Annotated in this window: 23 protein-coding genes; 13 read left to right on the forward strand and 10 right to left on the reverse strand. The window is 73.8% G+C overall.

All coding sequences use genetic code 11. From position 1 onward, the window contains the following. Window position 1 precedes the first annotated feature (1 nt). Genes ACFY7E_RS19145 through ACFY7E_RS19155 form a run of 3 tightly spaced genes read right to left on the reverse strand, consistent with a single transcriptional unit; the run spans window position 2 to window position 1,527 of the window. On the reverse strand, window positions 2-469 hold the full coding sequence (locus ACFY7E_RS19145; protein WP_389486312.1) for a hypothetical protein: 468 nt from the start codon (window positions 467-469) through the stop codon (window positions 2-4). Then, window positions 466-783, reverse strand: a complete 318-nt coding sequence (locus ACFY7E_RS19150) for a hypothetical protein (RefSeq protein ID WP_389486314.1) — start codon at window positions 781-783, stop codon at window positions 466-468. The genes ACFY7E_RS19145 and ACFY7E_RS19150 overlap by 4 nt, the downstream gene beginning before the upstream one ends. A gap of 54 nt (window positions 784-837) precedes the next feature. Beyond that, window positions 838-1,527: a DJ-1/PfpI family protein gene (locus ACFY7E_RS19155; RefSeq protein ID WP_389486316.1), complete on the reverse strand. Its 690-nt coding sequence runs from the start codon at window positions 1,525-1,527 to the stop codon at window positions 838-840. A 277-nt stretch (window positions 1,528-1,804) separates the two neighbouring features. Here ACFY7E_RS19155 and ACFY7E_RS19160 point away from each other — a divergent pair, with 277 nt between their 5' ends. Together ACFY7E_RS19160 and ACFY7E_RS19165 are read left to right on the forward strand one after the other, a co-directional pair. Further along, window positions 1,805-2,743, forward strand: coding sequence for a GlxA family transcriptional regulator (locus ACFY7E_RS19160; RefSeq protein WP_389486318.1), 939 nt, complete (start codon window positions 1,805-1,807; stop codon window positions 2,741-2,743). Between the two features lie 115 nt (window positions 2,744-2,858). Continuing rightward, complete coding sequence (locus ACFY7E_RS19165; protein WP_389486320.1) at window positions 2,859-3,197, forward strand: thioredoxin family protein; 339 nt, start codon at window positions 2,859-2,861, stop codon at window positions 3,195-3,197. Window positions 3,198-3,304: 107 nt separating this feature from the next. On the opposite strand, the gene ACFY7E_RS19170 is transcribed toward ACFY7E_RS19165, so the two are convergent. Beyond that, a complete protein-coding gene (locus tag ACFY7E_RS19170; protein ID WP_389486322.1) occupies window positions 3,305-3,763 on the reverse strand; it encodes an SHOCT domain-containing protein in 459 nt (152 codons plus the stop codon). Between the two features lie 149 nt (window positions 3,764-3,912). Continuing rightward, complete coding sequence (locus ACFY7E_RS19175; RefSeq protein ID WP_389486324.1) at window positions 3,913-4,572, reverse strand: HdeD family acid-resistance protein; 660 nt, start codon at window positions 4,570-4,572, stop codon at window positions 3,913-3,915. 605 nt (window positions 4,573-5,177) lie between these two features. On the opposite strand from ACFY7E_RS19175, the gene ACFY7E_RS19180 reads away from it, so the two are divergent. From ACFY7E_RS19180 to ACFY7E_RS19195, 4 genes are all read left to right on the forward strand, one after another. Beyond that, entirely contained in the window at window positions 5,178-5,363 is a 186-nt protein-coding gene (locus ACFY7E_RS19180) for a CsbD family protein (RefSeq protein ID WP_389486326.1), read from the forward strand. A 242-nt stretch (window positions 5,364-5,605) separates the two neighbouring features. Further along, window positions 5,606-6,772 (forward strand): DUF2254 family protein, encoded by a 1,167-nt coding sequence (locus ACFY7E_RS19185; protein ID WP_389486328.1) that lies wholly within the window; start codon window positions 5,606-5,608, stop codon window positions 6,770-6,772. 137 nt (window positions 6,773-6,909) lie between these two features. Further along, the gene (locus ACFY7E_RS19190; RefSeq protein ID WP_389486330.1) at window positions 6,910-7,611 is read left to right on the forward strand and encodes a GAP family protein; all 702 of its coding nucleotides are present in this window, start codon (window positions 6,910-6,912) and stop codon (window positions 7,609-7,611) included. 143 nt (window positions 7,612-7,754) lie between these two features. Beyond that, the gene (locus ACFY7E_RS19195) at window positions 7,755-8,294 is read left to right on the forward strand and encodes a GNAT family N-acetyltransferase (protein ID WP_389486332.1); all 540 of its coding nucleotides are present in this window, start codon (window positions 7,755-7,757) and stop codon (window positions 8,292-8,294) included. 85 nt (window positions 8,295-8,379) lie between these two features. On the opposite strand, the gene ACFY7E_RS19200 is transcribed toward ACFY7E_RS19195, so the two are convergent. Next, complete coding sequence (locus ACFY7E_RS19200) at window positions 8,380-9,129, reverse strand: hypothetical protein (RefSeq protein ID WP_389486334.1); 750 nt, start codon at window positions 9,127-9,129, stop codon at window positions 8,380-8,382. 354 nt (window positions 9,130-9,483) lie between these two features. Between ACFY7E_RS19200 and ACFY7E_RS19205 the strand changes: the two genes are divergently transcribed. The 5 genes from ACFY7E_RS19205 (at window position 9,484) to ACFY7E_RS19225 (ending at window position 16,316) form a co-directional block, all read left to right on the forward strand. Next, entirely contained in the window at window positions 9,484-10,098 is a 615-nt protein-coding gene (locus ACFY7E_RS19205) for a DsbA family protein (protein WP_389486336.1), read from the forward strand. 364 nt (window positions 10,099-10,462) lie between these two features. Beyond that, the gene (locus ACFY7E_RS19210) at window positions 10,463-11,659 is read left to right on the forward strand and encodes an MFS transporter (protein WP_389486338.1); all 1,197 of its coding nucleotides are present in this window, start codon (window positions 10,463-10,465) and stop codon (window positions 11,657-11,659) included. 47 nt (window positions 11,660-11,706) lie between these two features. Continuing rightward, window positions 11,707-12,537 carry an aldo/keto reductase gene (locus tag ACFY7E_RS19215; protein WP_389486341.1) on the forward strand — a complete coding sequence of 277 codons (831 nt, stop codon included), beginning with the start codon at window positions 11,707-11,709 and terminating at the stop codon, window positions 12,535-12,537. 151 nt (window positions 12,538-12,688) lie between these two features. Continuing rightward, window positions 12,689-13,573 carry an alpha/beta hydrolase family protein gene (locus ACFY7E_RS19220; RefSeq protein ID WP_389486343.1) on the forward strand — a complete coding sequence of 295 codons (885 nt, stop codon included), beginning with the start codon at window positions 12,689-12,691 and terminating at the stop codon, window positions 13,571-13,573. 145 nt (window positions 13,574-13,718) lie between these two features. Next, on the forward strand, window positions 13,719-16,316 hold the full coding sequence (locus tag ACFY7E_RS19225; protein ID WP_389486345.1) for a LuxR C-terminal-related transcriptional regulator: 2,598 nt from the start codon (window positions 13,719-13,721) through the stop codon (window positions 16,314-16,316). Here the strand turns inward: ACFY7E_RS19225 and ACFY7E_RS19230 are convergent. Further along, complete coding sequence (locus tag ACFY7E_RS19230; RefSeq protein ID WP_389486347.1) at window positions 16,313-16,990, reverse strand: HAD family hydrolase; 678 nt, start codon at window positions 16,988-16,990, stop codon at window positions 16,313-16,315. The two genes, ACFY7E_RS19225 and ACFY7E_RS19230, sit on opposite strands and share 4 nt — an antisense overlap. A 256-nt stretch (window positions 16,991-17,246) precedes the next feature. Between ACFY7E_RS19230 and ACFY7E_RS19235 the strand changes: the two genes are divergently transcribed. Continuing rightward, window positions 17,247-18,521, forward strand: a complete 1,275-nt coding sequence (locus tag ACFY7E_RS19235) for an aromatic acid exporter family protein (protein ID WP_389486349.1) — start codon at window positions 17,247-17,249, stop codon at window positions 18,519-18,521. A gap of 25 nt (window positions 18,522-18,546) precedes the next feature. On the opposite strand, the gene ACFY7E_RS19240 is transcribed toward ACFY7E_RS19235, so the two are convergent. Further along, complete coding sequence (locus tag ACFY7E_RS19240; protein ID WP_389486351.1) at window positions 18,547-19,713, reverse strand: alpha-hydroxy-acid oxidizing protein; 1,167 nt, start codon at window positions 19,711-19,713, stop codon at window positions 18,547-18,549. Window positions 19,714-19,970: 257 nt separating this feature from the next. Between ACFY7E_RS19240 and ACFY7E_RS19245 the strand changes: the two genes are divergently transcribed. Then, entirely contained in the window at window positions 19,971-20,732 is a 762-nt protein-coding gene (locus tag ACFY7E_RS19245; RefSeq protein ID WP_389486353.1) for a class I SAM-dependent methyltransferase, read from the forward strand. An 18-nt stretch (window positions 20,733-20,750) separates the two neighbouring features. Here ACFY7E_RS19245 and ACFY7E_RS19250 read toward each other — a convergent pair whose 3' ends face one another. Together ACFY7E_RS19250 and ACFY7E_RS19255 are read right to left on the reverse strand one after the other, a co-directional pair. Beyond that, the gene (locus ACFY7E_RS19250) at window positions 20,751-21,953 is read right to left on the reverse strand and encodes a PP2C family protein-serine/threonine phosphatase (RefSeq protein ID WP_389486355.1); all 1,203 of its coding nucleotides are present in this window, start codon (window positions 21,951-21,953) and stop codon (window positions 20,751-20,753) included. After that, entirely contained in the window at window positions 21,950-23,557 is a 1,608-nt protein-coding gene (locus ACFY7E_RS19255) for a CHASE3 domain-containing protein (protein ID WP_389486357.1), read from the reverse strand. The genes ACFY7E_RS19250 and ACFY7E_RS19255 overlap by 4 nt, the downstream gene beginning before the upstream one ends. Window positions 23,558-23,628 lie beyond the last annotated feature (71 nt).

The raw sequence follows: 23,628 nt of genomic DNA on the forward strand, positions 1-23,628 counted from the left end.
GTCACACCCCCGTCGTGGAGCCGGGGCGGACGATCATCAGGACGGTGACGGTGGCCCACAGCAGGTTGAAGACACCGGTGAGCATGGCCAGTCGTCCCGGGTTCGTGGGAATCGGTGGCGCGGAGCGATCCGTCGTCCCGGCCAGCGCGCCGTCCTGGGCGGGCAGGACGAGCAGGGCCAGGACGCCGGCGGCGGCCGCGGTCAGCAGGATCGAGGTGATCAGCCAGGCGTCGCCGAGGACGCCGAGACCACTGGCCGTGGCGAAGCCGAAGACGGGGACGGCGATGCCGACGCCGGCGTAGACCCGGCAGATGCGGTGCAGTGTCCGCAGGGTCGTCCGGGCGTCGCCGTCACCGGGGTCGCCGAGGGCACGGCGCAGTGTCGCGGGGAACATGCTCGCGGCGACGGTGACCGGGCCGACGGCGACGATGGCGGCCAGGACGTGCAGGGACAGCAGGAGCTTGGTCACGCCCGGCGCTCCGGGACGGTCCGGCGCTCGCCGGTGACCTTCGAGGCCGGGAGGCGGCCGGCCCTGGAGGTGCCCCGGAGGGTGTCGCCGTCGACCGTCACGTCGAACGCCAGGTTCAGCCGCATGGGCTTGGTGACGGCCTGCTCCCAGGTGAGACGGTCGCCGTCGAGGACGATGTCGACGAGCGGTACCCGCTCGCCGGCTCCGTGGGCGACGCCGGTCAGGACGGTGTCCTGCTCACGGAGTTCGAGCACGGCCCCCATCCTGCCGAGGGGGGTGGAGAGGGACAGGTCCCAGGTGCCTTCGATGGACATGCCGAGGTTCTTCCTGACTGTGCGGTGCGATGCGGTACGGAGGGGTGGTGGGGTTCAGAGGGCGGCGGGGACCGGGCCCCGGGCGCGCCAGACGGTGCCGCGCCGCTCGTGGGCGAACAGCTCCTCGACGGCGTGGGCGACGCGGGGGCCCAGTTCGCGTTCGAGCAGGTACAGGCCCAGGTCGAGCCCGGAGGTGACGCCGGCGCCGGTGACCAGGTCGCCGTCGTCGACGACCCGGGCGCGGATCGCGTGGGCGCCGGTGGCGTCCAGCAGGTCCAGGCCCAGGTGGTGGGTGGTGGCGTGGCGGCCCTCCAGCAGGCCGGCCAGGGCCAGGACGAGGGAGCCGCCGCACACGGTGGCGACCGTGACGTCCGGGTCGTCCATCGCCCGCCCGAGGAGCGCGGGGAGTTCGGTGGTCAGTACACGGCCCAGCAGGACCGGGACGGTCTCGTCCTGCTTCCGCTCGCCGGCGCCCGCCTCTTCCTCCGGGAGCTCGCCGGGTTCGCCCACGCGGCCGGAGGCGCCGGGCACGAGGATCGTGTCCGCCCGCTCCGGGTCGAGGGTGCCGGTGGCGCGCAGCGCAAGGCCTCCGGTGCCGCTGGTCACCTCGCGGGGGCCCTCCGCGGAGACCAGCTCGACGGTCACCGCGCCGCCCGATGCCGTGCCGCCGGCGTGGAGCACCTCGTAGGGGGCGACGACGTCGAGCGGGTCGAAACCGTCGAACAGGACGATCTGGATGTGCATGGGCGTTCCTCGGAATCGGTCTCTCTGTGCCGCGCCGAAACCAGCGCGTTGAAGCCGGCTCGGTGGAGCCGACGCGGTGGAGCCATACGCCGAAGGCGACGTGCCGAAGGCGGCGCGTTGAAGTCAACCGTCCGCCGACCCGGTCGCCCAGTGGCAGGAATGACAGTTTCCAACGGGAAATTGCCACGAGCCCTTCAGGGCTTCGGGACCACGATGACGTGGGGGTTTCCAGGGGCCTTCCTGGAGCCTTCGGATGGCGAGGAGGTAGGTTCCGGCCATGCACACCGTCGCCGTTCTCGCGTTGGACCAGGTGATCCCGTTCGACCTGTCCACCCCGATCGAGGTCTTCTCGCGGACCCGCCTGCCCGACGGGCGGCCCGGTTACCAGGTCCGGGTCTGCGCCGAGCGCGCCGAGATCGACGCCGGTGCCTTCACCCTGCGCGCCCCCTGGGGCCTGGAGGGCCTCCGGGACGCGGACACGGTCGTCGTGCCGGGCGTCGCCGATCCCGCGGCCCCGCTCTCCCCCACCGTGCGCGACGCGCTGCGGTCGGCCGCCGCCGACGGCACCCGGATCGCCTCCATCTGTGTGGGCACCTTCCCCCTGGCCGCCACCGGGCTCCTCGACGGGCTGCGCGTGACGACCCACTGGCAGGCGGCCGGGCTCCTGGCCTCCCTCCACCCGGGCGTCCACGTCGACCCGGACGTCCTGTACGTCGACAACGGCCGGTTCCTCACCTCGGCCGGCGCGGCCGCGGGCCTGGACCTGTGTCTGCACATGATCCGCCGGGACTACGGGTCGGCGGTCGCCGCCGACGCCGCCCGCCTGTCGGTGATGCCCCTCGAACGAGAGGGCGGCCAGGCGCAGTTCATCGTCCACGACCACACCCCCACGCCGCAGGGCTCCGAACTGGAGGCGCTGCTCGCCTGGCTCCGCGAGAACCTGGCCCGCGACCTCACCCTGGCCGACATCGCCGCGCGGTCCGGCACCAGCACCCGGACCCTGATCCGGCGGTTCCGCGACCAGACCGGCACCACCCCGCTCCAGTGGCTCCACCGGGCCCGCATCCGTCAGGCACAGCACCTGCTGGAGACCACGGAGCACTCCGTGGAGCGCATCGGCGGCCAGGTCGGCTTCGGCTCGCCCACCGCGTTCCGCGACCGTTTCAAACGCACCACCGGCGTCAGCCCGCAGACCTACCGGCGTACTTTCGGCTGACCGGACCCACCGGCCCGGCGCCTCGGGCACCGCGCGTCCGAGCCCGTCGTACGGGAGATGATGGGGCGAGAAGACGGATCACGAGGACAGACGGATCACGAGGACAGGAGCCTCCATGACGAAGCGGGTGCACCGGCCCCGCGAGGACGCGGAGTTCGATTTCGTCCTCGGGATGAGCGGGGTCCCGGTCCTGGCGTACTTCATCGGGACGTGGCCCAAGGCGATCGAGGCCTGCCGGGCGATGGACCTCGTCGTGGGCGGCGTCGCCGACGAGTACGCGGGCCGTCTGACGGTCGTCCGTGCCGACATCGCGCGTTGTCCGGCCGCGACCGAGCGGTACGGGGTCACCGGAGCGGCGTCCTGCGTCCTCCTGAAGGAGGGGGAGGCGGTGGCGCACGGCACGGGGCCCATGACCGACGCCGAGGTGCGGGAGTTCCTGGACGGCCACCTCTGAGAACCCCGCGCCGGGTCGCGCAAGCCGATGGCGGGCAGACCCGGCGGGGAAGGGGGGAAAGGGCGGTCAGCGCGCTCCCTCGTCCCCCGGTCGGTCGTCGGGCGTGGTCAGCGTCCGGGGGTGGGGGGCACGGAGGAGCCGGGCCCCGGGGCGGGCCGGTCGTCGGTCAGGATCAGCGCCTTCGCCCTGTCGAACTCCTCGGCGGTGATGTGTCCGCGGGAGCGGAGTTCGGAGAGCCTGGCCAGTTCGTCGACGCTGCTGGACCGCGTGCCGCCGGCCGCGGTCTCGCGGATGCAGGTGTCGAAGTCCCTCTGCTGGGCGCGGGCCTGGGCGATCTCGCGCCGGCCCATGTCCTTGCCGCGGGCGATCACGTAGACGAGGACACCGAGGAAGGGCAGCAGGATGGTGAGGACGAGCCAGCCCGCTTTGGCCCATCCGCTCATGTCCTTGTCCCGGAAGATGTCGGTGATGATCCGGAAGAGCAGGATGAACCACAGGACCCACAGGAAGAACCAGAGCATGGTCCAGAAGACGTTGAGCAGCGGGTAGTCGTAGGCGATGTACATGATCTCTCCGTTTCCGGGATCGCCGGGCGCGCGGTGACGAACCTCGCACCTCGCACCTCGCACCTGCGGGGAGCGCGGTGGGCCTCGTAGCCCTCCCTCATGGGGACACGGATGCGTGAGGCCGGCCCCGAGGGGCGACACGGCTGTCGTCAGAGGGCCGGGCCGGGCAGGTCGTGGCCCGTGGTGCCCGCCCTGCGCAGCGCCGACCGCCACGCCAGCGCGACGGCCGTCTCCGCCAGGCCGAGGAGGACGAGCCACAGGCCGAGCAGCCTGGTCAGGGCCCGAGCCGATTCCGTCGGCAGTGCCAGGACCACGATCCCCGCGACGATGCCGAGGGCCGCGACGGCCATGACGACGCCGCGGTGCGGCATGTCCCTGGCGGCGACGGCCGTGTAGAGGGTGACGATGCCGGACACCAGCCAGACGGCGCCGGTGATCAGTGAGAGCGCGGCGATCGTCTGGAGCGGGTTCCGCAGGCACAGCACCCCGCCCAGGAAGCACAGGACGGCCACGATGAGGCCGGGCACGCGGTCGCCGTCGCGCCCGAACACGGCCACGAACCGGAAGGCGCCGGCCAGCAGCAGGTACACCCCGATGAGTACGGCCAGGACGTGCAGGGTGACGTCCGGCCAGACGAGCGCCAGAACGCCCGGGACGAGCGTCGCCGTCGCGGCGCCGAGGAGCCAGACCCACGAGCGGCCCAGACGGGCCAGTTGGTCCGCCGGGTCGGCCGCGGGAGCGGGGGACGGCGCTCCGCCGGCGCCGCCCTCCGGTCCGGCACGGGACGCGGAGCCTCGTGACGTCGCCATGTGTCCTCCTCCGGCTTGCCCGAGCGGAGCGTCCCGGAACTCCTCGGAGCTCCGGGAGTCGCCACGTCTCCACGTCGTTCGGGTCGAACGACTGGAGGGGGCCGGCGGTTCGTACGGATGGGCCTGGCCGGCGACGGGACGGAACAGGAGTGTGCGGAACTTCAGGATCAGTGTGCACCCTTGTCCCGCCCGCCGCCTCACCATCTCGCCCCACCGCACCCCACCCCACTTCACCTCACCTCACCTCACCTCACGAGGAGCAGCCGGGGCGGTGCCCGCACCCGCAGGGACGGAACCACTCGACGTTCCTCCCGAAAGCCCCGACTCCGGGCCGCGAATCCGGTGCCCCTGCCCCTGTGGGTCGCGGAGAACGCGCTGCGCGCGCGTTTCACGTGCCGGGGGCCCGGTTCTGATGCGTACACGAACCTTTGGTGATGCAATGGGAGGCGGTGCGCACCCGATCAGCACGGCGAGGCCGTCGGACGGGAAGCCGGTGATCACCCGGCGTCGATCACCCGGTCCTGAGAGTTGCCCGGCGACCGCACGGCCGGAGAGGGACCGTCTCCCCTGGTCGGCACGGTCGATCGGAAGAAGGAAGCACGGACATGAGCGGTGCCGCGGACAGGTTCAAAGGCAGGGTCAAGGAGATCACCGGAAGGATCACCGGCGACCAGAGGCTCGAGACGGAGGGCAGGACCGACCGGACGAGGGCGAAGGCCCGTGAAGCCGTGAGGGACGTCCGTGAACGCGCCCGTGGCGTCAGGGACTCGCTCAGGAGGGACCACTCCTGACACGTGCCGATGCGGAACCGTCGGCACACCGGGCCCGGCCGCCCCGAGGGCTCTCGGGACGCGCGCCCCTTCTCGATCCGCCACGTACACGTACCCTTTCACGTACCGCCGGCTCGTGACGCCGCAGGGCCGTGACGGGACCCGGAGGAGGCCGGATGCCCGACCGCGCCCCTGTCGCCGCCTGTTCCGGGGTACGACCACGACGGCGGCGGACCGCGTCGCTCCGACGGCCCACGCGTGCCATGCGCAGGGACCTGTCCCAGTTGCTGTGCGCTGTCGTCGGCCTGGGGCTGGGGCTGCTGGCCCCCCTGATCACGGCGGGGCCCCGGGTGGACGCGGGCCGGGTGGTCGGCGTGCTGTTCACCCTGGGGTTCGGTGTCATCAGCCTGGTCAGCATCATCTACTCGGTGCTCTTCCTCGTGGTGCAGTTCTCCGCGAGCACGTTCACCCCCCGCCTCGGTCTGTTCCGTCAGGAACCGGTCGTCTGGCGCACGTTCGCCCTCACCATCGGCGTGTTCGTCTTCTGCGTCACCTCGGGTCTGGCCATCGGTTTCCGGAAAGACGTCTCCGTCCTCGTTCCCGGCGCGGCCATGGCCCTCACCCTGGTCGCGCTCGGCATGATGCGCACACTGCAGATGAAGGCGTTCGACTCGATCCAGCTCGGCCACTCGCTCACCGCGATCGCCGCCCGCGCGCACCGCCTGTACGACACCCTCTACGTCCACCCGTACGTCCCGGCCGGACCGGTCACCGCCCCGTCGCCGCTCCCGGCGGCCGGCACGGGCGTGGCGGTCCGCTGGACGGGGCCGCCGGTCGTGCTGCAGAACATCGACGTGCCCGCCCTCCTCGGCCTCGCCCGGGAGGACGACTTCTCGGTCGTCTTCCGGGTCTCCCCCGGTACGACCCTGACGGAAGGCACGGTGATCGCCCGGGTCACCCCGGGCGGCGCGGGGGAGGACGCGCTTCGCGCGGTCCTGTCGACGGGGGTCGAGCGGACCTTCGACCAGGATCCCGAGCTGCCCTTCAGGCTTCTCGCCGACATCGCCCTCCGCGCCCTGTCGTCCGCGGTGAACGATCCGGCCACGGCGGTGGACGCCCTGGTCCGCCTGGAGGACCTGCTGGTACGCCTCGCCGACCGGGACCTGGACGTCGGCCGGTTCGACGATCCTGACGGGCGTACGAGGGTGAGTGTCCCGTTTCCCGGGTGGGGCCAGTACGTCCGGACCGCCGTCGACGACGTGATCCTCGCCGCCCACGGGTCACCGATGGCCCTGCGCGGGACGCGCGACCTCCTGCGCAGGCTGATGGAGCGGACCCCCGGCGACCGGCGCGCCCTCGTGCACGACCGGCTCCGGTGGGTGGAGCAGGCCGGGGGCGAGGCGTACCCGCTCGTCTGGAAGGACACCTGAGCCGGGCGGGAGTCGCGTTGCCCCGGGTCGGGGGCTGGGCCACGATGGTTGCACGAGCCTCCCGTCCGTGAGGACGGCATCCACGACGACCCGGTCCGTCCCTCCGTTCGGGACAGAGCGAAGGGGCTGGTGACGCCGTGGTGATCGACCTGGTCCTCATCGGTCTGGCGGTCATTCTCTTCCCGTTGCCCCTCATGGCCTTCGTGCCGGTGCTGGCTTCTTCCCGGGGAGCGCGAAAAGGGGTGGCGTTCATCCTCGCCTGGCCGGCGTGCCTGGTGGCGGTGACGGCGGCCGTCCTCCTCCTCACCGGTGGACAGCCGCCCCCGCCCCGCTCCCCGCCGTCCGTCGCCGCGCTCGTGGCCACGCTGCTCATCGGCGTGGGCCTGGTCGTTCACGGCGAGCGGCGGCGTCGCCGGAACCGCCGTGCCGCCGGTACGCCGACCGCCCCTCCGTCCGGTCCCTCCGCGACGCCCGCGACATCCGCGACATCCGCGATGTCCGCGGAGGAACCGGGCGAGGGCGCCACCGTCCGGTCCGCCATGATCCTCGCCGTACTCCTCCAGCCCTGGGGGATGGTCGGCGCCGCGGGCACCACCATCGTCCAGGCCGACCTTTCCCGGGGCACGTCCTTCGCGGCGCTCGCGTTCTTCTGCCTGCTGGCCACTTCCACCCTGCTCGCCATGGAGCTGTACGTGGTGTTCTCACCGGAGAAGGCCCGGCGCACCTTGCCGGGTCTGCGCGAACGGCTGCCGCGCCGCAAGGAGCCGGCCGTGGTGTCTCTCTGCCTTCTCCTGGGGATGTGGCTCGTCGGCAGGAGCCTCTACCGTCTCGTCGGCTGATCGCGGCACCAGGGAGGCGGGCTGTCGTGCGACGCGGGGTCGGCCTGGCGGGCGGCCAGGGCCAGGGGAACGGGTCCGGGCACCCGGCAGGCCCGATGCGGCCGCTCCCGGGTACGCCGGAAGGCGGGTGCGATTATCACAGGATGACCTCCGCACCCGCCTTCCGGCAGTTCACCTCTCCGGACGACGTCACCCCACGCGTCCGGCGCGCTCTCGTCGAGTGCTGGGTCGAGGTCACCAACGCGGGCGGCGCCGCGGGATTCCCGTTCCCGCCCGTCGACGCCGCCACGGTGGCCCCGGCCCTCGACCGCGTCGTCGGCCGGCTCTCCCCCGACACCGGCCGACTGCTCACGGCGACCGTGGACGGGGAACTCGCGGGCTGGCTCGTCGTCCGCCGCGATCCGTCCGGACTGGTCGCGCACTGGGGCACCGTCCACCACGTCCAGACCCGCACGGCCGTACGCGGCCGGGGGATCGGGCGTGCCCTCATGGAGGAGGCGCGCGGGGTGGCCAAGGAGGAGATGGGCCTGGAACAGCTGCGCCTCGCCGTCCGCGACGGCCTCGGTCTGGAGGACTTCTACGGACGGCTCGGCTGGAGGGAGGTCGGCCGGTGGCCGGGCGCCCTCCGGCTCGCGGCGGACGACGACCGCGACGAGATCCTGATGCTCCTCGCGCCGCTCTGATCCGTACGCCGGGGAAGAAGCGCGCGCCTCCCGGGCGGGAGCGGGGCCGATCGGGGCGGAGGTGGGCCCGGCCGGGGCGGTCCGGTCAGCCCTTCGCGGTGACGGTCTTGGGGTCGACCACCTCGCCGGCCGGCGGCTGCTCCACCTCGACCTTCTCGTTGTAGTCGCTGAACAGCGTCTCGCCGGGCTGCTTGCCGCCCTCGGAGACCGCCTTGAGGATGTAGGGGGCGCCCTCGGTGGCGACGTACAAGGTCAGCTTCTCGCCGCCGGCCTGCTGCTTGGTGAGGATCAGTGCGTCCTCGCCGTCCACCTCGGTGGTGGCGCCGCGCCGCATGCCGTCGCGCTCGGACTTGTCACTGTCCATGGCGGCCAGGAGGGTCTGCTTGTCGCACATGCCCTGGGTGGACTTGTCGCCGGGCCCGCTCTTGACCCACTTGCCCTGGAGCCGGTCGACGGCCGTGTCCGTGCCGGGCCGGCCCTGCAGGGCGTTCTGCCAGAACCGCTCGTTGCCCCGGACGTAGACGTTCTCGCCGGCCTGTCGGACGTCGGCCTTCGCGTCGTTCATCGACAGCGTGCCGAGACAGTTGTCCTTCTCGTCGACCTGGAACTCCGTCTTCATCGCCGCGGGTGCGCCCTGCACCTGTGAAGTGCCGGTGATCCGCACGGAGTCGGCGTCACGGGTCGCCTTCACGGCCTCGGCCGCGATGGCGTCGGCGCTCTGCCCGGCGAAGGCCTCGTCCGAGTCGCCGTCCCCGCAGCCGACGAGAGCGGTGGCACCCGCGCAGACCAGCGCTGCGGCGAGAACGGTGTTCTTCCTCAGGATACGTACGGCCATGACGTCCCCTCCCTGCGGAACAGTGAATCCCGCTTCATCCGATTCGATTGCCGTGCGACCCCAGATACCCGTCTTTTCAGAAAAGAACGGCAATAATCCGGACATCGTTTCCAGCCATAAGATCGGCGCCCGCGCCCGGGACCGCATCCGAGTCCGGGTCCATATCCGGGTCCATAGCCGGGTCCGGGTCCGCATACCCCCGATTCCCTCCCCGCCCGGCCAACCACCCGCCCTCCCCCGCCCTTTGACCTCCGCACACGGTCCCCACGCGTGGCCCGTACGGCAGCCGGACCGCGCCCTTCCGTCGGGGACGCTCCTTTTGCGCGGGTGGCGCGGCGGGCGCAGCCTGGCCGCATGACCTCTGACACCCCCGGCGGGGCGACGCCCGTTCCCGCGCACACCTCCGGCCCCGGCAACACCGTCGTGCGCTACGGCGACGAGGGCGCCGCGCACGTGCTCGGCGTGTACCTGGACCCGCGCTGCCCGTACTGCAAGCGAATGGAGAACGGACTGGGCACGGTGATCCGGGAGGCGGCCGACGCCGGGCGCTTCCGGGTCGAGTACCACTTCGCGACGTTCCTCGACGACCCCGGCGGCAGCGGGTCGCTGCACGCCCTGGCCGCGCTGGGCGCGGCCCTGGACGAGGGGAGCGAGCCGTTCGCGCTCTACCTGAGGCTGCTCTACGCCGAGCAGCCTCCCGAGGAGGAGGACGGCTTCGCCGACGACGAGACGCTGCTGAAGCTGGCCGAGGAGGTGCCGGGGCTGGCCACCGAAGCGTTCGCGAGCAAGGTGTCCGGGGGCGTCTACCTGCCCTGGGCGCGCACCGTCTCCGCCGCTTTCGAGCGCGGCGGGGTCGAGGCGACGCCGACCGTGCTCGCCGACGGCGATCCGGTCGCGGTGCTCGGCCCTGGCGGCTACGCGGTGACACCGGAGGCGTTCTTCGCCCAGCTGTCCGAACGCTGGGGGTGAGGCGGAGGCGACCGGGGAGACCTCTTGCCGAGCGGGATTCCCGTTCGGCGGAACACCCCGGTCCGCCTCCTCACGCGCGGGGGCGGCAAGGCCGCCGACCAGCAGGCGACGCCCGGGCGACCTCCGGACGGCCGATCACCGGTCCACCCCACGATCCGCCTCACGACCCACCGGCCCGACGTGCCCGTGACCACTCCGCCCCCGGAGACGCCGAGCAGCCCCTCGCAGCCCCCGGCCCGGCTCCACCCGCAGTCGACACCACCCAGACCGCACCCCTTGCCCGCGCTTGCATATATAGCGCGCGTGCAACTATTGTCGGAGCGTGCAAAGGGATCGCTCAAGCAATTCTGGAAGGGGGCGAACCATGCCGCTCGCGCTACTCGCTCTTACGGTCGGAGCTTTCGGCATAGGCACGACCGAGTTCGTGATCATGGGTCTGCTGCCCCGGATCGCCGCCGACTACGGCGTCACCATCCCCACCGCCGGCCTCCTGGTCACCGGCTACGCGCTCGGCGTGGTCATCGGTGCTCCCCTGCTCACCGTCTTCGGGACCAGGGTCAGCCGCAAGCGGATGCTGATGCTGCTCATGGGGCTGTTCGTGCTCGGCAACCTGCTCTCCGCGCTCGCTCCGACCTTCGGTCTGATGCTGACCGGCCGCGTGGTCGCCTCGCTCGCCCACGGGTCCTTCTTCGGCATCGGGTCGGTCGTGGCCGCCGAGCTGGTCGCGCCGGACAAGAAGGCCGGCGCCATCGCCACCATGTTCACCGGGCTGACCGTCGCCAACATCGTCGGCGTGCCGCTCGGCACCTTCATCGGGCAGACCGTGGGCTGGCGCACCACCTTCGCCGTCGTCGCCGCGCTCGGTGTGGTCGGGCTCCTTGGCATCGCCAGGCTCGTGCCCGCCACGCCCCGCCCCGAAGGCGCCCGTCTGCGCGGCGAGCTCAAGGCCTTCCGCAACCCGCAGGTCCTGCTCGCGATGGCCATGACCGTACTCGGCTTCGGCGGCGTCTTCGCCGCGATCACCTACATCGCACCGATGATGACCCACGTCGCCGGTTACGCGGACGGCTCCGTCACGTGGCTGCTCGTGCTCTTCGGCGTCGGCATGTTCCTCGGCAACCTCCTCGGCGGCCGCTTCGCCGACCGCGCGCTGATGCCCCTGCTGTACGCGGCCCTCGGCGGCCTGGCGCTCGTCCTCGCGCTGTTCACCGTGACCGCGCACCACAAGGTCCTCGCCGCGATCACCGTCCTCCTCGTCGGCGCGCTCGGCTTCGCCACCGTGCCCCCGCTCCAGAAGCGCGTCCTCGACCAGGCGCACGGCGCGCCGACCCTGGCCTCCGCCGTCAACATCGGCGCCTTCAACCTCGGCAACGCGCTCGCCGCCTGGCTCGGGGGCACGGTCATCGCCGCCGGTTTCGGCTACACCTCCCCGAACTGGGTCGGCGCCGTCCTCGCCGCCGCCGCGCTCGGCCTCGCCCTCTGGTCCGCCGCGCTGGAACGCCGGGCCCCCGCCGACGAGACCGCCGAGACCGCCGGCGCCCGCGTCCCCGTACACCACTGACCCCTCCCCGCCACCGCACACCGTTCCGACAAGAAAGCCGCACTTCCATGTCCCTCCCCCACGTGCCCTCCGTCGCCCTCAACGACGGCACCGCGATCCCCCAGATCGGCTTCGGCGTCTTCCAGGTCCCCGACGACGAGACCACCACCGCCGTCGCCCACGCCCTGGACGCCGGATACCGCTCCGTGGACACCGCCGCCGTCTACGGCAACGAGGCCGGCGTCGGCCGAGCGCTCGCCGCCTCCGGCATCGCCCGCGACGAGCTGTACGTCACCACCAAGCTGTGGAACGCCGACCAGGGGTACGACGCCACCCTGCGGGCCTTCGACGACAGCCTCGCCAGGCTCGGCCTCGACCACGTCGACCTGTACCTGATCCACTGGCCCGCCCCGGCACGCGACCTGTACGTCGACACCTGGCGCGCCATCGGGACGCTGGTCGCGGACGGACGGGTCCGTAGCGCCGGCGTCTCCAACTTCAACCCCGCCCACCTGGAGCGGCTGCTCGACAGCAGTGACCTCGTGCCCGCCGTCAACCAGATCGAGCTCCACCCCGGCCTCCAGCAGCGCGAACTCCGCGCACTGCACGCCGTCCACGGAATCGCCACCGAGGCGTGGAGCCCGCTCGCCCAGGGCGCCGTCCTCGCCGACCCGGTCGTCACCGGCATCGCGGACCGGCACGGGAAGTCCCCCGCCCAGGTGGTGCTGCGCTGGCACCTCCAGCTCGGGAACGTCGTCATCCCCAAGTCCGTCACCCCCGCCCGCATCCGCGAGAACCTCGACGTCCTCGACTTCGCCCTGTCCCCGGAGGAGATGGAGACCGTGGCGGGCCTCGACCGCGGACTGCGCACCGGGCCGGACCCCGACACCCTCGACTGACACCGAGGGACGCCGGCGGCGGAGGCCGGTGGTTCTGCCGATGCCGACCGGGCGCCGGACGCGGAGAGTGGCCGGGCCAGTCCAGGCCCGGCCGCTCTCCGCTTCCCTGTCGGAGGGCGGCCGCCGCACGACACGAGAGGACGACTCCGTCGTGAGACGACACCTTGCCGCGGCCGCCACCGCCACCGCCGCCTCCCTCACCCTGCTCCTCGCCCCCGGCGTCCGGGCCGCCGACGCCGGGGGCGCCGCCGCCAATCCGTACGAGCGCGGTCCCGCGCCGACCCGGGCGAGCGTGGAGGCGCTCCGGGGCCCCTACGCCGTCTCCGAGACGAGCGTCTCCTCCCTCGCCGCCACCGGTTTCGGCGGCGGGACCATCTACTACCCGACCAGCACCGCGGACGGCACCTTCGGCGCGGTGGTGATCTCGCCGGGGTTCACCGCCTACCAGTCCTCCATCGCCTGGCTCGGGCCCCGCCTCGCCTCGCAGGGGTTCGTGGTGTTCACCATCGACACCCTCACCACGCTCGACCAGCCCGACAGCCGGGGCCGGCAGCTCCTCGCCGCGCTCGACCACCTGACCCAGCGCAGCGCCGTGCGGGGCCGGATCGACGCGAGCCGCCTCGGGGTGATGGGGCACTCCATGGGCGGCGGAGGGACCCTCGAAGCCGCCAAGAGCCGGCCCTCCCTCAAGGCGGCCATCCCCCTCACCGGCTGGAACACCGACAAGACCTGGCCCGAGGTCCGGACGCCCACCCTGGTCATCGGCGCGGACGGCGACACGGTCGCGCCCGTCGCCACCCACTCGGAGCCCTTCTACGAGAGCCTCCCGGACTCGCTCGACAAGGCGTACCTGGAGCTGAACGGCGCCACGCACTTCACCCCGAACACCTCGAACACGACGATCGCGAAGTACGGCATCGCGTGGCTCAAGCGCTTCGTCGACGACGACACCCGCTACGAGCAGTTCCTCTGCCCGCTGCCGCGGCCCGACCTCACGATCGAGGAGTACCGGGGCAGCTGCCCGCTCGGCTCCTGACGGATTCCACGCCCTCCGAGCACACCCTCCGCACACCGTCTGTGCGCCGTCTGTGCGCCGTCACAGGACGGGGCTCCCGGTTCTGGGCCACCGCCCAGGACCGGGAGCCTTCCGCCGTTCCGTACGGGTCGGTAACGTGACGGCCGTGAGCGGAGCGACGCACGGCACCGCCCCCGGCCCCCGGCTGTACGACCGCACGGCCGAACTCGCCGCGGTGGCCCGTCTGACGGACCCCGCCACCGGGCACGGCGGGGTCCTGTTCGTCACCGGAGGCCCCGGCGAGGGCCGTTCCGCCCTGCTCGCCCGGGCGGCCGACGACTTCCCGGGCACGGCGCACCGGATCGCCGCCCCCGGCCACCGGACGCCGTGGAGCGGCGCGCGGGCCCTGTTCGCCGCCCTCGCGCCCGCCGCTCCGGACGCGCGCCGGGCCCTGCGGACCGCGCGGAGCGAGGACGGTCTCGCGACGGCGGTGACCGGGCTCCTCGGGGACCGTCCCGTCCTGATCTGCCTGGACGACCTGCATCTCTGGGACGCCCATTCGCGGGCCGCGCTCGCCGCGGCGTGGCGGGCGGGCGGGCCGGGGCGCCGGGGGCCCCGCTGGCTCGTGTCGGCCGCCCGGCACCACCGGCCGCCCGAAGTGCCGGGGGCGGAGACCGTACGGCTCGGGCGGCTCGGCCCGGACGGGGCGCGGGCCCTCCTCGGCGCCCTGTGCGTCCCTCCCCCGGCGCCGCCGGTCGTACGACGGCTCGTCGAGGAGGCGGCCGGGAACCCCGGTGTCCTCGTCTCGGCGGTACGGCGTCTCACCCCCGCCCAGCTCGCGGGCGGCGCGCCCCTCCCGGAGCCGCCGGTCGACGGGGCCGTCCTCGCGGAGGTGTACGGCGGCTTCCTGGCGCACCTGCCCGCGGACTCCCGGCGGCTGCTCACGGTGGTGGCGCTCGCGGGCCGCGCCGGGGACGAGGACGCCGGCGCGGTGGCGGGCCGGACCGGCGCGGACGTGCGCGGGGGCCCGGGGGCGCCCCGGCTCGCCGGTGTCGCCGTCGACGCCGTACTCGGGGGCGCGCGGGCCACGCGCACCCCCGCCGAGCCGCTGGAAGGGCTGGTCGCGGACGGGTTGCTGTGCCGTACCGACGGGATGCTCCGCTTCGAGGACCCGTTCCTCGGTCTGGTCGTCCTCGCGTCGGCTCCGGCTCCGGCCTCCGGGTGCCACGGGGTCCGGCGGGCGGGCGCGCCCCGGCCGGCCCGTACGGCGTCGGCGCTCGCCCGGGGCGAGAGCCACCGCGCCGACCGGCTGGGACCGCCCGCCGCCGTGCGCGCCCTCGCCCCCGTGGTGCGGGGCCGTTCGCAGCTCGTGCGCGGTCTGGCGGCGCTGGCGGGCGGGCCGGTCATGGACGCGCACGAGGCGCTCCTGCGGGCGGCGGAGCTGCTGCGGGACCGGGCGCCGGACGAGGCGTCCGACGCCCGGTTCCTCGCGATGGAGGCCGCCTGGGCGGGCGGTGACGTCGACGCGTGCCTGGCCGCGCTCGGCTGCGGCGGGGACGCCGGGGGGACGGAGCGGGACTTCCTCGACGGGCTCGGCGCCGCCCTGACCGTACGGCTCGACGAGGCCCGCCCGTCCCTGGCGCGGGTGGTCGCGCGGGACGGCGCCGAGGACGACCCCCGGCTGCTGCTGCGGGCGGGGTCGGCCGCGCTGGTGCTCGGCGACACCGCGGCGGCGGCCCGGGTCCACGCCCGCGCGCTCGCCCGGGCCCGGGCGGAGCACCGCACGGCCCTGCTGCCGCGCGCCCTCGAACACCTCGCGTACGCCGAGCTGCGGGCCGGGCGGTACAGCAGGGCCGCGCGCACCGCCCGGGAGGGGCTGCGCACGGCGGAGCTGACGGGGCAGCCGAACGTGGCCGCCCACCAGCACGCCGTCCTGGCCCTGGTGGCCTCGGTGGCGGGCGACGGGCTCGCGGTGGCGGAGCACGCGGGTCTCGCCCTCGGCACGGCGCGCCCGCACGGCCTCGCCCAGGCGGCGACGCTCGCGGAGTGGGCGCTGGCCCGGGCCGAGTTGGGGAGCGGTCTGGTCGCGCAGGCGGCCGCGCGGCTCGTACCGCTGGTGCGCGCCGGGCCCCGGGGCGGTCACTTCGCGCTGCGGATGCTGGTGGTGCCCTGCTTCGTGGAGGCGGCCGTCGCGGCGGGGCGGGCGGCCGAGGCCCGGTCGGCGGCCGGGGAGTACGCGCTCTGGACGGCGCAGGGCGTCGACCGTACGGCACCGGCCCTGCTCGCCCGCTGTCGGGCGCTGCTCGCGCAGGGCGAGGAGGCGGCGTACTGGTTCGGCGAGGCCGTGCGCCGCCACGACGGCTGCGGCAACGACTTCGAGCGGGCCCGGACCCTCCTCGCGTACGGGACGTGGCTGCGGCGCCGACGGCGTCCGGGCGCGGCGCGGGGGCCGCTGGGCGACGCCCTCGTCACCTTCGAGCGGGCGGCCGCGGACGGCTGGGCCGACCACGCCCGGTCCGAGCTGCGCGCCACGGGCGGCGCCGGCGGCGGGGCCGCCGATCCGACCGCGTGGGGCCTGCTCACGCCGCAGCAGCAGCGGATCGCCCGGTTCGCCGCGCAGGGCGCCACCAACCGGGAGATCGCCGGCCGGCTCGCGTTGAGCCCCCGTACGGTCGACCACCACCTCCGGGGCGTCTTCGCCCGGCTGGGCATCCGCTCCCGGGTCGAACTCCCCGGGCTGGCCGACCGGTGGGAGGCCCTCTAGGAGGGCGGTACGGAGGCGAAGGGGCTGGTGTCGAGGCGGGCGAGGAGGTCGGCCGGGTCGTCGTGGACGGCGACGGCGCCCGCCCCGGTCAGGTCGGCCTCGGGGATGCCGCCGCACAGCAGCCCGACGACGGTCACCCCGGCGCGGCGGGCGGCCTTCATGTCCCAGACGCTGTCGCCGACGAACACGGCCCGGTCGGCCGGTACGTCCACGAGGGAGAGGGCGTGTTCGACGGGGTCGGGGGCGGGCTTGCCCTCGTCGACGTCGTCGGAGGTGGCGGTGTCCGTGAGCGCGTCGTCCGCGTCGATCGCCCGGCGCAGGGCTTCCAGCTCACGACTCTTGGCCGAGGTCACCAGGACGACCTTCCAGCCGTCGCCCGCGAGCTTCCGCAGCAGGTCGGCGGCCCCGTCGAAGGCCTGGAGCCGTTCGAAGTACGTCCCGTAGAGGGTGTCGTGCGCGGTGCTCAGGCGTTCGTCGTCCGACCGGTCGCGGTCCTGTCCGAGCAGGTGGTCGAGGAGCCGGTCGCCCGGCAGGCCGATGGCCCGGTGCACGGCGTGCATGGTCACCCGGTGGCCGCCCTGGCGGAGCGCCTCCCACCAGGCGACGGCGTGCAGGTGGTTGGTGTCGGCCAGGGTTCCGTCGACGTCGAAGAGCGCTGCGCGGTCGCGGTCCATGGTCGGGTCTCCTCACGGGGCACGGGGGTGGTGCGGGACGGGCACCCGGCGGCTACCCGGAACGGCCCCGTTCAGTCGCCCGACCTCGGGGTTCGGCCGCCGCCCCGGATTCGTCGGGGCCCCTCGGCGCGTCGGCGCGGCTTCCCGGGGCGGCACCACGGAGCATCGCGGTGCGGAGGCGTCGGGCGGGTAGGCGCGCACAAGATCGCGCCCGGCCCGGGACGCGTCCCCCACCCACCGGAGGAGGAGTACCCCCATGCCCCACCGCTCCGTATCGCTCGCCCAGCCGCGCCAGTGGCGCCTGTGGCAGTGGTGGGAGCGTCAGCGGCGGGACCCCTTTGCGGTCCAGACCCTGCGTTCCACCGCGGCGGCGACGATCTCGTACGTCGTCGCCCTCCGGCTCAGCTCCGAGCCGGCGCCGCTGACCGCGCCGCTGACGGCACTGCTCGTCGTGCAGGTGACGCTGTACTCGACGCTCGTGACGAGTCTGCGGCGGGTGAACTCCGTCGTCGTCGGCGTCCTCATCGCCATCGCGTTCAGCGTGCTCGTCGGTCTGACCTGGTGGAGCCTGGCCATGGTCATCCTGGCGGCGCTGGTGGTGGGGCGGTTCGTCAGAGTGGAGGAGTTCGTCGCCGAGGTGGCGATCAGCGCGATGCTGGTCCTCGGGGTCACCCAGGTCGCCGACACGGCCTGGGACCGCGTCCTGGAGACCCTGATCGGCGCGGTCGTCGGCATGGTGTTCAACATGGTGCTCGTGCCGCCGGTGTGGGTGGACACCGCCGGGGACTCGATCGTGGACCTGGCACGGCGGATGCGCCAACTCCTCCTGGGGCTCGGCGAGGAGCTCACGGACCCGGGCGTTCCCGCCGAGCCCGATCCGTTCGGCGACTTCGACGGGCCGTCGTCCGTGGACCTGGCGGCGGCACGGCTCCACGAGGCGCGGCGCCTCGACAACGACGTCGCCGACGTGGACGCGGCGCTGCGGCAGGCGGAGGACAGCCTGCGGCTGAACCCGCGCGTGAAGGAGGGGCTGCTGCACCGGATCGTGCTGCGGACGGGGCTCGACACCCTGGAGATCTCCGCCGTGGTGCTGCGCGTGCTGACCCGGACCCTGACCGACCTGGCGCGGGAGCGGGACGGGGCGGTGCTCTTCCGCCGGGAGACGTCCCTCGTCCTCCAGGAGGTGGTGCGGCACCTCGGGGACACCCTCGTGAGCTTCGCGGTCCTCGTCACCTCGCACTCCAGTTCCGGCGCGGAGACGGCGGAGAACCGTCTCGCCGAGCAGTTGGAGGCGGCCCGCGAGGCCCGCGACCGGGTCGCGGGGATGCTGAGGGCGGAGGCGGTGGACGACCCGGCCCGCTGGCAGTTGTACGGCGCCCTGCTCGCCGAGATCGACCGCGTCCTGAACGAGCTGGACCCCGGCCACCGGGGCCGTCGCCTCATGGAGGAGCTGGACCGGCACACGCGCGAGCGCCGGGCGCGCAGGCAGAAGGTCGTCTCCCTCGCGTCCCGCGCGCGCCGCCCGTCCTGACGGCCCCGGTGGTCCTTCCGGCGGGTCAGACGGGGCGCAGGGCTCCGTCGGCCCGCAGGTCGCCGAGGGTGGGATAGCCGTCGACGGCCATGATCAGGTCGGCCTCGGCGAGGAGCGAGCGCAGGACGTGGACGACGCCGTCCGTGCCGCCGAGGGCGAGTCCGTACGCGTACGGGCGGCCGACGCCGACCGCGGTGGCGCCGAGGGCCAGGGCCTTGACGACGTCGGCGCCGGTGCGGACGCCGGAGTCGAAGAGGACGGGCAGGCCGTCGGCGGCCTCGACCACCCCGGGCAGGGCGTCGAGGGCGGGCAGGCCGCCGTTGGCCTGGCGTCCGCCGTGGTTGGAGCAGTAGACGCCGTCGATCCCGCCGTCCCGGGCGCGGCGGACGTCCTCGGGGTGGCAGATGCCCTTGAGGAGGATCGGCAGGTCGGTGAGGGAGCGCAGCCAGGGGAGGTCGTCCCAGACGAGCGGCTTGCCGAAGACGCCGGCCCATTCCACGACGGCGGCGCGCGGGTCCTCCTCGGGGGGCTTGGGGAGGCGGGCCCGGAAGACGGGGTCGGAGGTGTAGTTGGCCAGGCAGTGGCCGCGGAGCTGGGGGAAGTTGCTGGTGGCGAGGTCGCGCGGGCGCCAGCCGGTGATCCAGGTGTCGAGGGTGACGACGATGCCCCGGAAGCCGGCGGCCTCGGCGCGGTGGACCAGGCTCTCCGCGAGGGCCCGGTCGGTGGGCGTGTAGAGCTGGAAGAGGCCGGGGGTGTCGCCGAGTTCGGCGGCGACCTCCTCCAGGGGGTCGGCGGTGAGCGTGGAGGCGATCATCGGCACGCCGGTGCGGGCGGCGGCACGGGCGGTCGCCAGGTCGCCGTGCCCGTCCTGGGCGCAGAGGCCTATGACGCCGACGGGGGCCATGAACAGCGGCGAGGGCAGTGTCATGCCGAAGAGGTCGACCGACAGGTCGCGCCGCGCGGCGCCCACCATCATGCGCGGGACGAGCCCCCATTTGCGGAAGGCCGTGGCGTTGGCCTCCTGGGTGTGTTCGTCGCCCGCGCCGCCGGCCACGTACGACCACAGCGAGGGCGACAGCGCCGACCGCGCCTTCGACTCCAGTTCGGCGAAGGTCATCGGCAGCGCGGGGACGGTGCCGAAGAGGCCCTCGAAGTAGATCTCGTTCTGGTAGTCGCCGAAGTGCGGGGGCATGGGGCCCGTCCCTTCAGGTCGGGGGCGGGTGCTCGGGTCGCCCGCCGTGGTGCCGTCCAGGGTGCCCGTCGCGCGCCTCCGTGACCATGGGGCGGGAGCCGCCGGTTCCGCCGCTCCCGCCCCGGCCGGTCCGGTCGGTCCCCCGCCGTCCGGTTTCCGCTCCGCAGCCGGGCAGCCGTGTCCCGGGGCGGCCTTGCGCGATCGCGTGATCATTCACGTGGGTGCGGGGTCCGGAGACCGCGCGTGATGATGAGGGGATGACGCGCACCTTCGAAGAACTCGTCGCGGAGGCCGCCGGGGCTCCGGTCGCCGGCTGGGACTTCTCCTGGCTCGACGGACGGGCGACCGAGCGGCGCCCCTCCTGGGGGTACCACCGGCTCCTCGCCGAGCGGCTGGCCACCGCCTCGGCCGGGCTCGACGTCCAGACGGGCGGCGGCGAGGTCCTGGCCGGGGTGCCGGTGCTGCCGCCGACGATGGCGGCCACCGAGTCGTGGCCCCCGAACGTCGCCCGGGCCACCGGACTCCTCCATCCCCGTGGCGTGGTGCTCGTCGCCGATCCCGACGAGCCGCCGCTGCCCTTCGGCGACGCCGCCTTCGACCTCGTCACCAGCCGGCATCCGGCGACCGTGTGGTGGTCGGAGATCGCCCGCGTCCTGCGGCCGGGCGGCACCTACCTCGCCCAGCACGTCGGGCCCGCCAGCGTCTGGGAGGTGGTGGAGCACTTCCTCGGTCCGCAGCCGGAGGCGGCCCGGGCACGCCACCCCGAGGACGAGGCCGCGGCGGCGCGGGCGGCCGGGCTCGACGTGGTGGACCTGCGCACCGAACGGCTGCGGATGGAGTTCCACGACGTCGGCGCGGTCGTCTGGTTCCTGCGCAAGGTGATCTGGATCGTGCCCGGGTTCACCGTCGAGGCGCATCTGTCCCGGCTGCGCGACCTCGACGCCCTGATCCGGGCGGAGGGCCCGTTCGTCGCCCACTCCGCCCGGACCCTGATCGAGGCGCGCAGGCCCGCCGCGTGACGGGCGCGGGCGTCCCGCTCAGAGGTGTGCCGGCGGGCTCCCCCAGTCGAGGCGCAGGACGGCCAGGTCGTCGGAGTGCCGGCCGGCGTTCAGCTCGTGGGTCTCCTTGATGAGGAGGTCGACCTGGACGGCCGGGTCCTCCGACGGCAGGGCGTCGATCAGGTCGAGCAGGCCCTCGACGCCGAGCCGCTCGTTCGCCGCCCCGCTGTGGCCCTCGGTGAGTCCGTCGGTGTAGAGGGTCAGGGCGCCGGTCGCGGGGAGCGGGACGACGGTGGCGGGCCAGCGGTGCGGCCCGGGGAAGATGCCCAGGGCGATGCCGTGGGCGGCCTCCAGCTCCCGGGTCCCCCCGGGCGTGGTGATCAGGGGCTCGTGGTGGCCGGCGAGGTGGAGGGTGGCGGTGCCGGCGTTCTGGTCCAGGGTGAGGAGGGTGCAGGTGGCGAACATCTGCTGGCCGCCGCGCTCGGCGAGCAGGATGCGCTCCATCAGGTGCAGCAGGTCGTCGCCGCGGTGCCCGCCGAGTACGAGGGAGCGCCAGGCGATCCGCAGGCAGACGCCGAGCGCGGCGGCGTCGGGCCCGTGTCCGCTGACGTCGCCGACGACGGCGTGCAGCAGCCCGCCGTCCCCCTCCACCACGTCGAGGAAGTCCCCGCCGAGCAGTGCCAGGGAGGCGCCCGGCAGATAGCGGGAGGTCACCCGCACCGTGGAGGTGTCCAGGATCGGCTGGGGCAGCAGACCGCGCTCCAGGCGCGCGTTCTCCTCCGCCCGCAGCCGGGCGGCCTGGGCCTCGGAACTCGCGCGCTCGGTCTCGCTGCGGTAGACGGCGTAGCGGACCGTCCGGTGCAGCAGGTCCGCCTCGACCTTGCCCTTGACGAGGTAGTCCTGGGCCCCGGCGGCCATGGCGTCGGGTCCGGCCTGCGCCTCGGCGAGTCCGGTCAGGACGATGACCGCGGTGTGCGGGGCCATGGCCCGGACCGTGGTGACCGCGTCGGTGCCCGACACGTCGGGCAGGTGCAGATCGAGCAGGATGCAGTCGATCGGCGTGCCGGCCAGCTCGGCGCGGGCCCCCGCCAGGGTGGTCCGGGTGACCAGCTCGAACCGCAGTCCCGTGTCGTGGAGGAGCTCCTCCACGAGCAGGGCGTCGCCCAGGTCGTCCTCGATCAGGAGGATGCGATACGTCCGCTCGCGGGGCGCCGCGGCCCGGCCGGTCACGGCCGCGGTCATCGCGCCTGCTCCGTGCCCGCGCGGACGGCCTGCGGCACGACGGCCGGGACGGCGGTCTCCGGCGGCTCGGGCGCCAGGGTGAAGGTGATGCGCGCCCCCTCGCGGTACTCGGTGTCGACGGCGATGGTGCCGCCGTGGAACTCGACGATCTTCTTGCACATCGCGAGGCCGATGCCGCTGCCGGAGTACACGTCCTTGGTGTGCAGTCGCTGGAAGATCACGAAGATCTTGTCGGCGTACTCGGGGGCGATGCCGATGCCGTTGTCGGTGACGGTGAACCGCCACAGCCCGCCCTCCCGGGCCGCCGTGACGTGGATGCGGGGCGTCTCGTCCGGGCGGCGGAACTTCACGGCGTTGCCGATCAGGTTCTGCCAGAGCATTCCCATCTGGGTGGGGTCGGCGACCAGGGCCGGCAGCGGGTCGTGAGTGATCACCGCCCCGGCCTCCTCGATGCCGACGCTCAGCGAGGACAGGGTCCGCTCCAGGACGTCGTCCAGGTCGACGCTCTGGTGGGCGTTGTGCAGGCGTCCGACGCGGGAGAAGTCGAGGAGGTCGTTGATGAGGACCTGCATGCGGTTCGCCCCGTCGACGGCGAAGTCGATGTACTGGTCGGCCCGGCTGTCGAGCTGCCCGCCGTAGCGCCGCTGGAGGAGCTGGGTGAAGCTGGAGACCTTGCGCAGCGGCTCCTGGAGGTCGTGCGAGGCGACGTACGCGAACTGCTCCAGCTCGGCGTTGGAGCGCTGGAGGTCCGCGGCCTGCGCGTCGAGGCGCATACGGGCCTCCTCGGTGAAGGCCAGTTCCCGCACGAGGCGCCGTCGCATGGAGTCGATCTCCTCGCCGAGGCGCCGCAGGTCGGCGGGGCCGGACGGGGTGATGGGGTGGTCGAAGTCACCTCCGGCGATGGCCCGGGCGTCCGCGCCGAGCCGGTCGAGGGGTTCGTTGATGCCCCGGCGCAGTCCTTCGAAGATCAGGACCGTCAGCACGAGGATGAGCACCGCGATGGAGCTGAACACCCAGTTCCGGACGTCGATCATGACCATCAGGTCCTTCTGCGTGCGGACGCTCTCCACGCGCAGCCGTTCCTGCTGCTCGCCCAGGGCGGCGCGCACGGCGTCGAAGGCCTCCTTGCCCTCCGTCGCCCGCTCGGCGGCCAGCGGCGAGGGTGCGCCGGGCTGCGAGGCCGCGACCGGGCGCGCGATCCTCTCCTGCCACACGGCCACGGCTTCCCGTACGGTCCCGAGGTCGGCCAGGGCGGCCCGGTCGTCGGCGAGGAGCGCGGAGAGCTGCGCGGTCCGCGTCTCCTGTTCGGCGAGGCCCTCCCGGTAGGGGGTGAGGAAGTCCGGGGTGCCGGTCAGGCCGTAGCCCCGGATCCCGGTCTCCTGGTTGAGGACCGCCGATTCCAGGCGGGTCGCCGTGGTCAGGGCGGGGGACCGCACGTCCACGAGTTCCTTGACGAGCGTCTCGGTCCGCGTGAGGACCCAGCCTCCCGTCGCGCCGAGCAGGGCCAGGACGGCCAGGGAGATGGCCACGCCCCCGCGAAGCCACCGCCGGGTCGTCCATGCGGACAGTCCCCGCTCACGCGGTTGCTTCCCATCGCCGGTCATGGTGCGCGCTCCTCACTGCGAAAGCCGCCGAAGGTGCGGCGCGATCACTGTAATGGGCGACAACGGTTGTT

The organism is Streptomyces sp. NPDC012825, from assembly GCF_042900925.1.
In the GTDB taxonomy this organism is placed as follows: Bacteria; Actinomycetota; Actinomycetes; order Streptomycetales; family Streptomycetaceae; genus Streptomyces.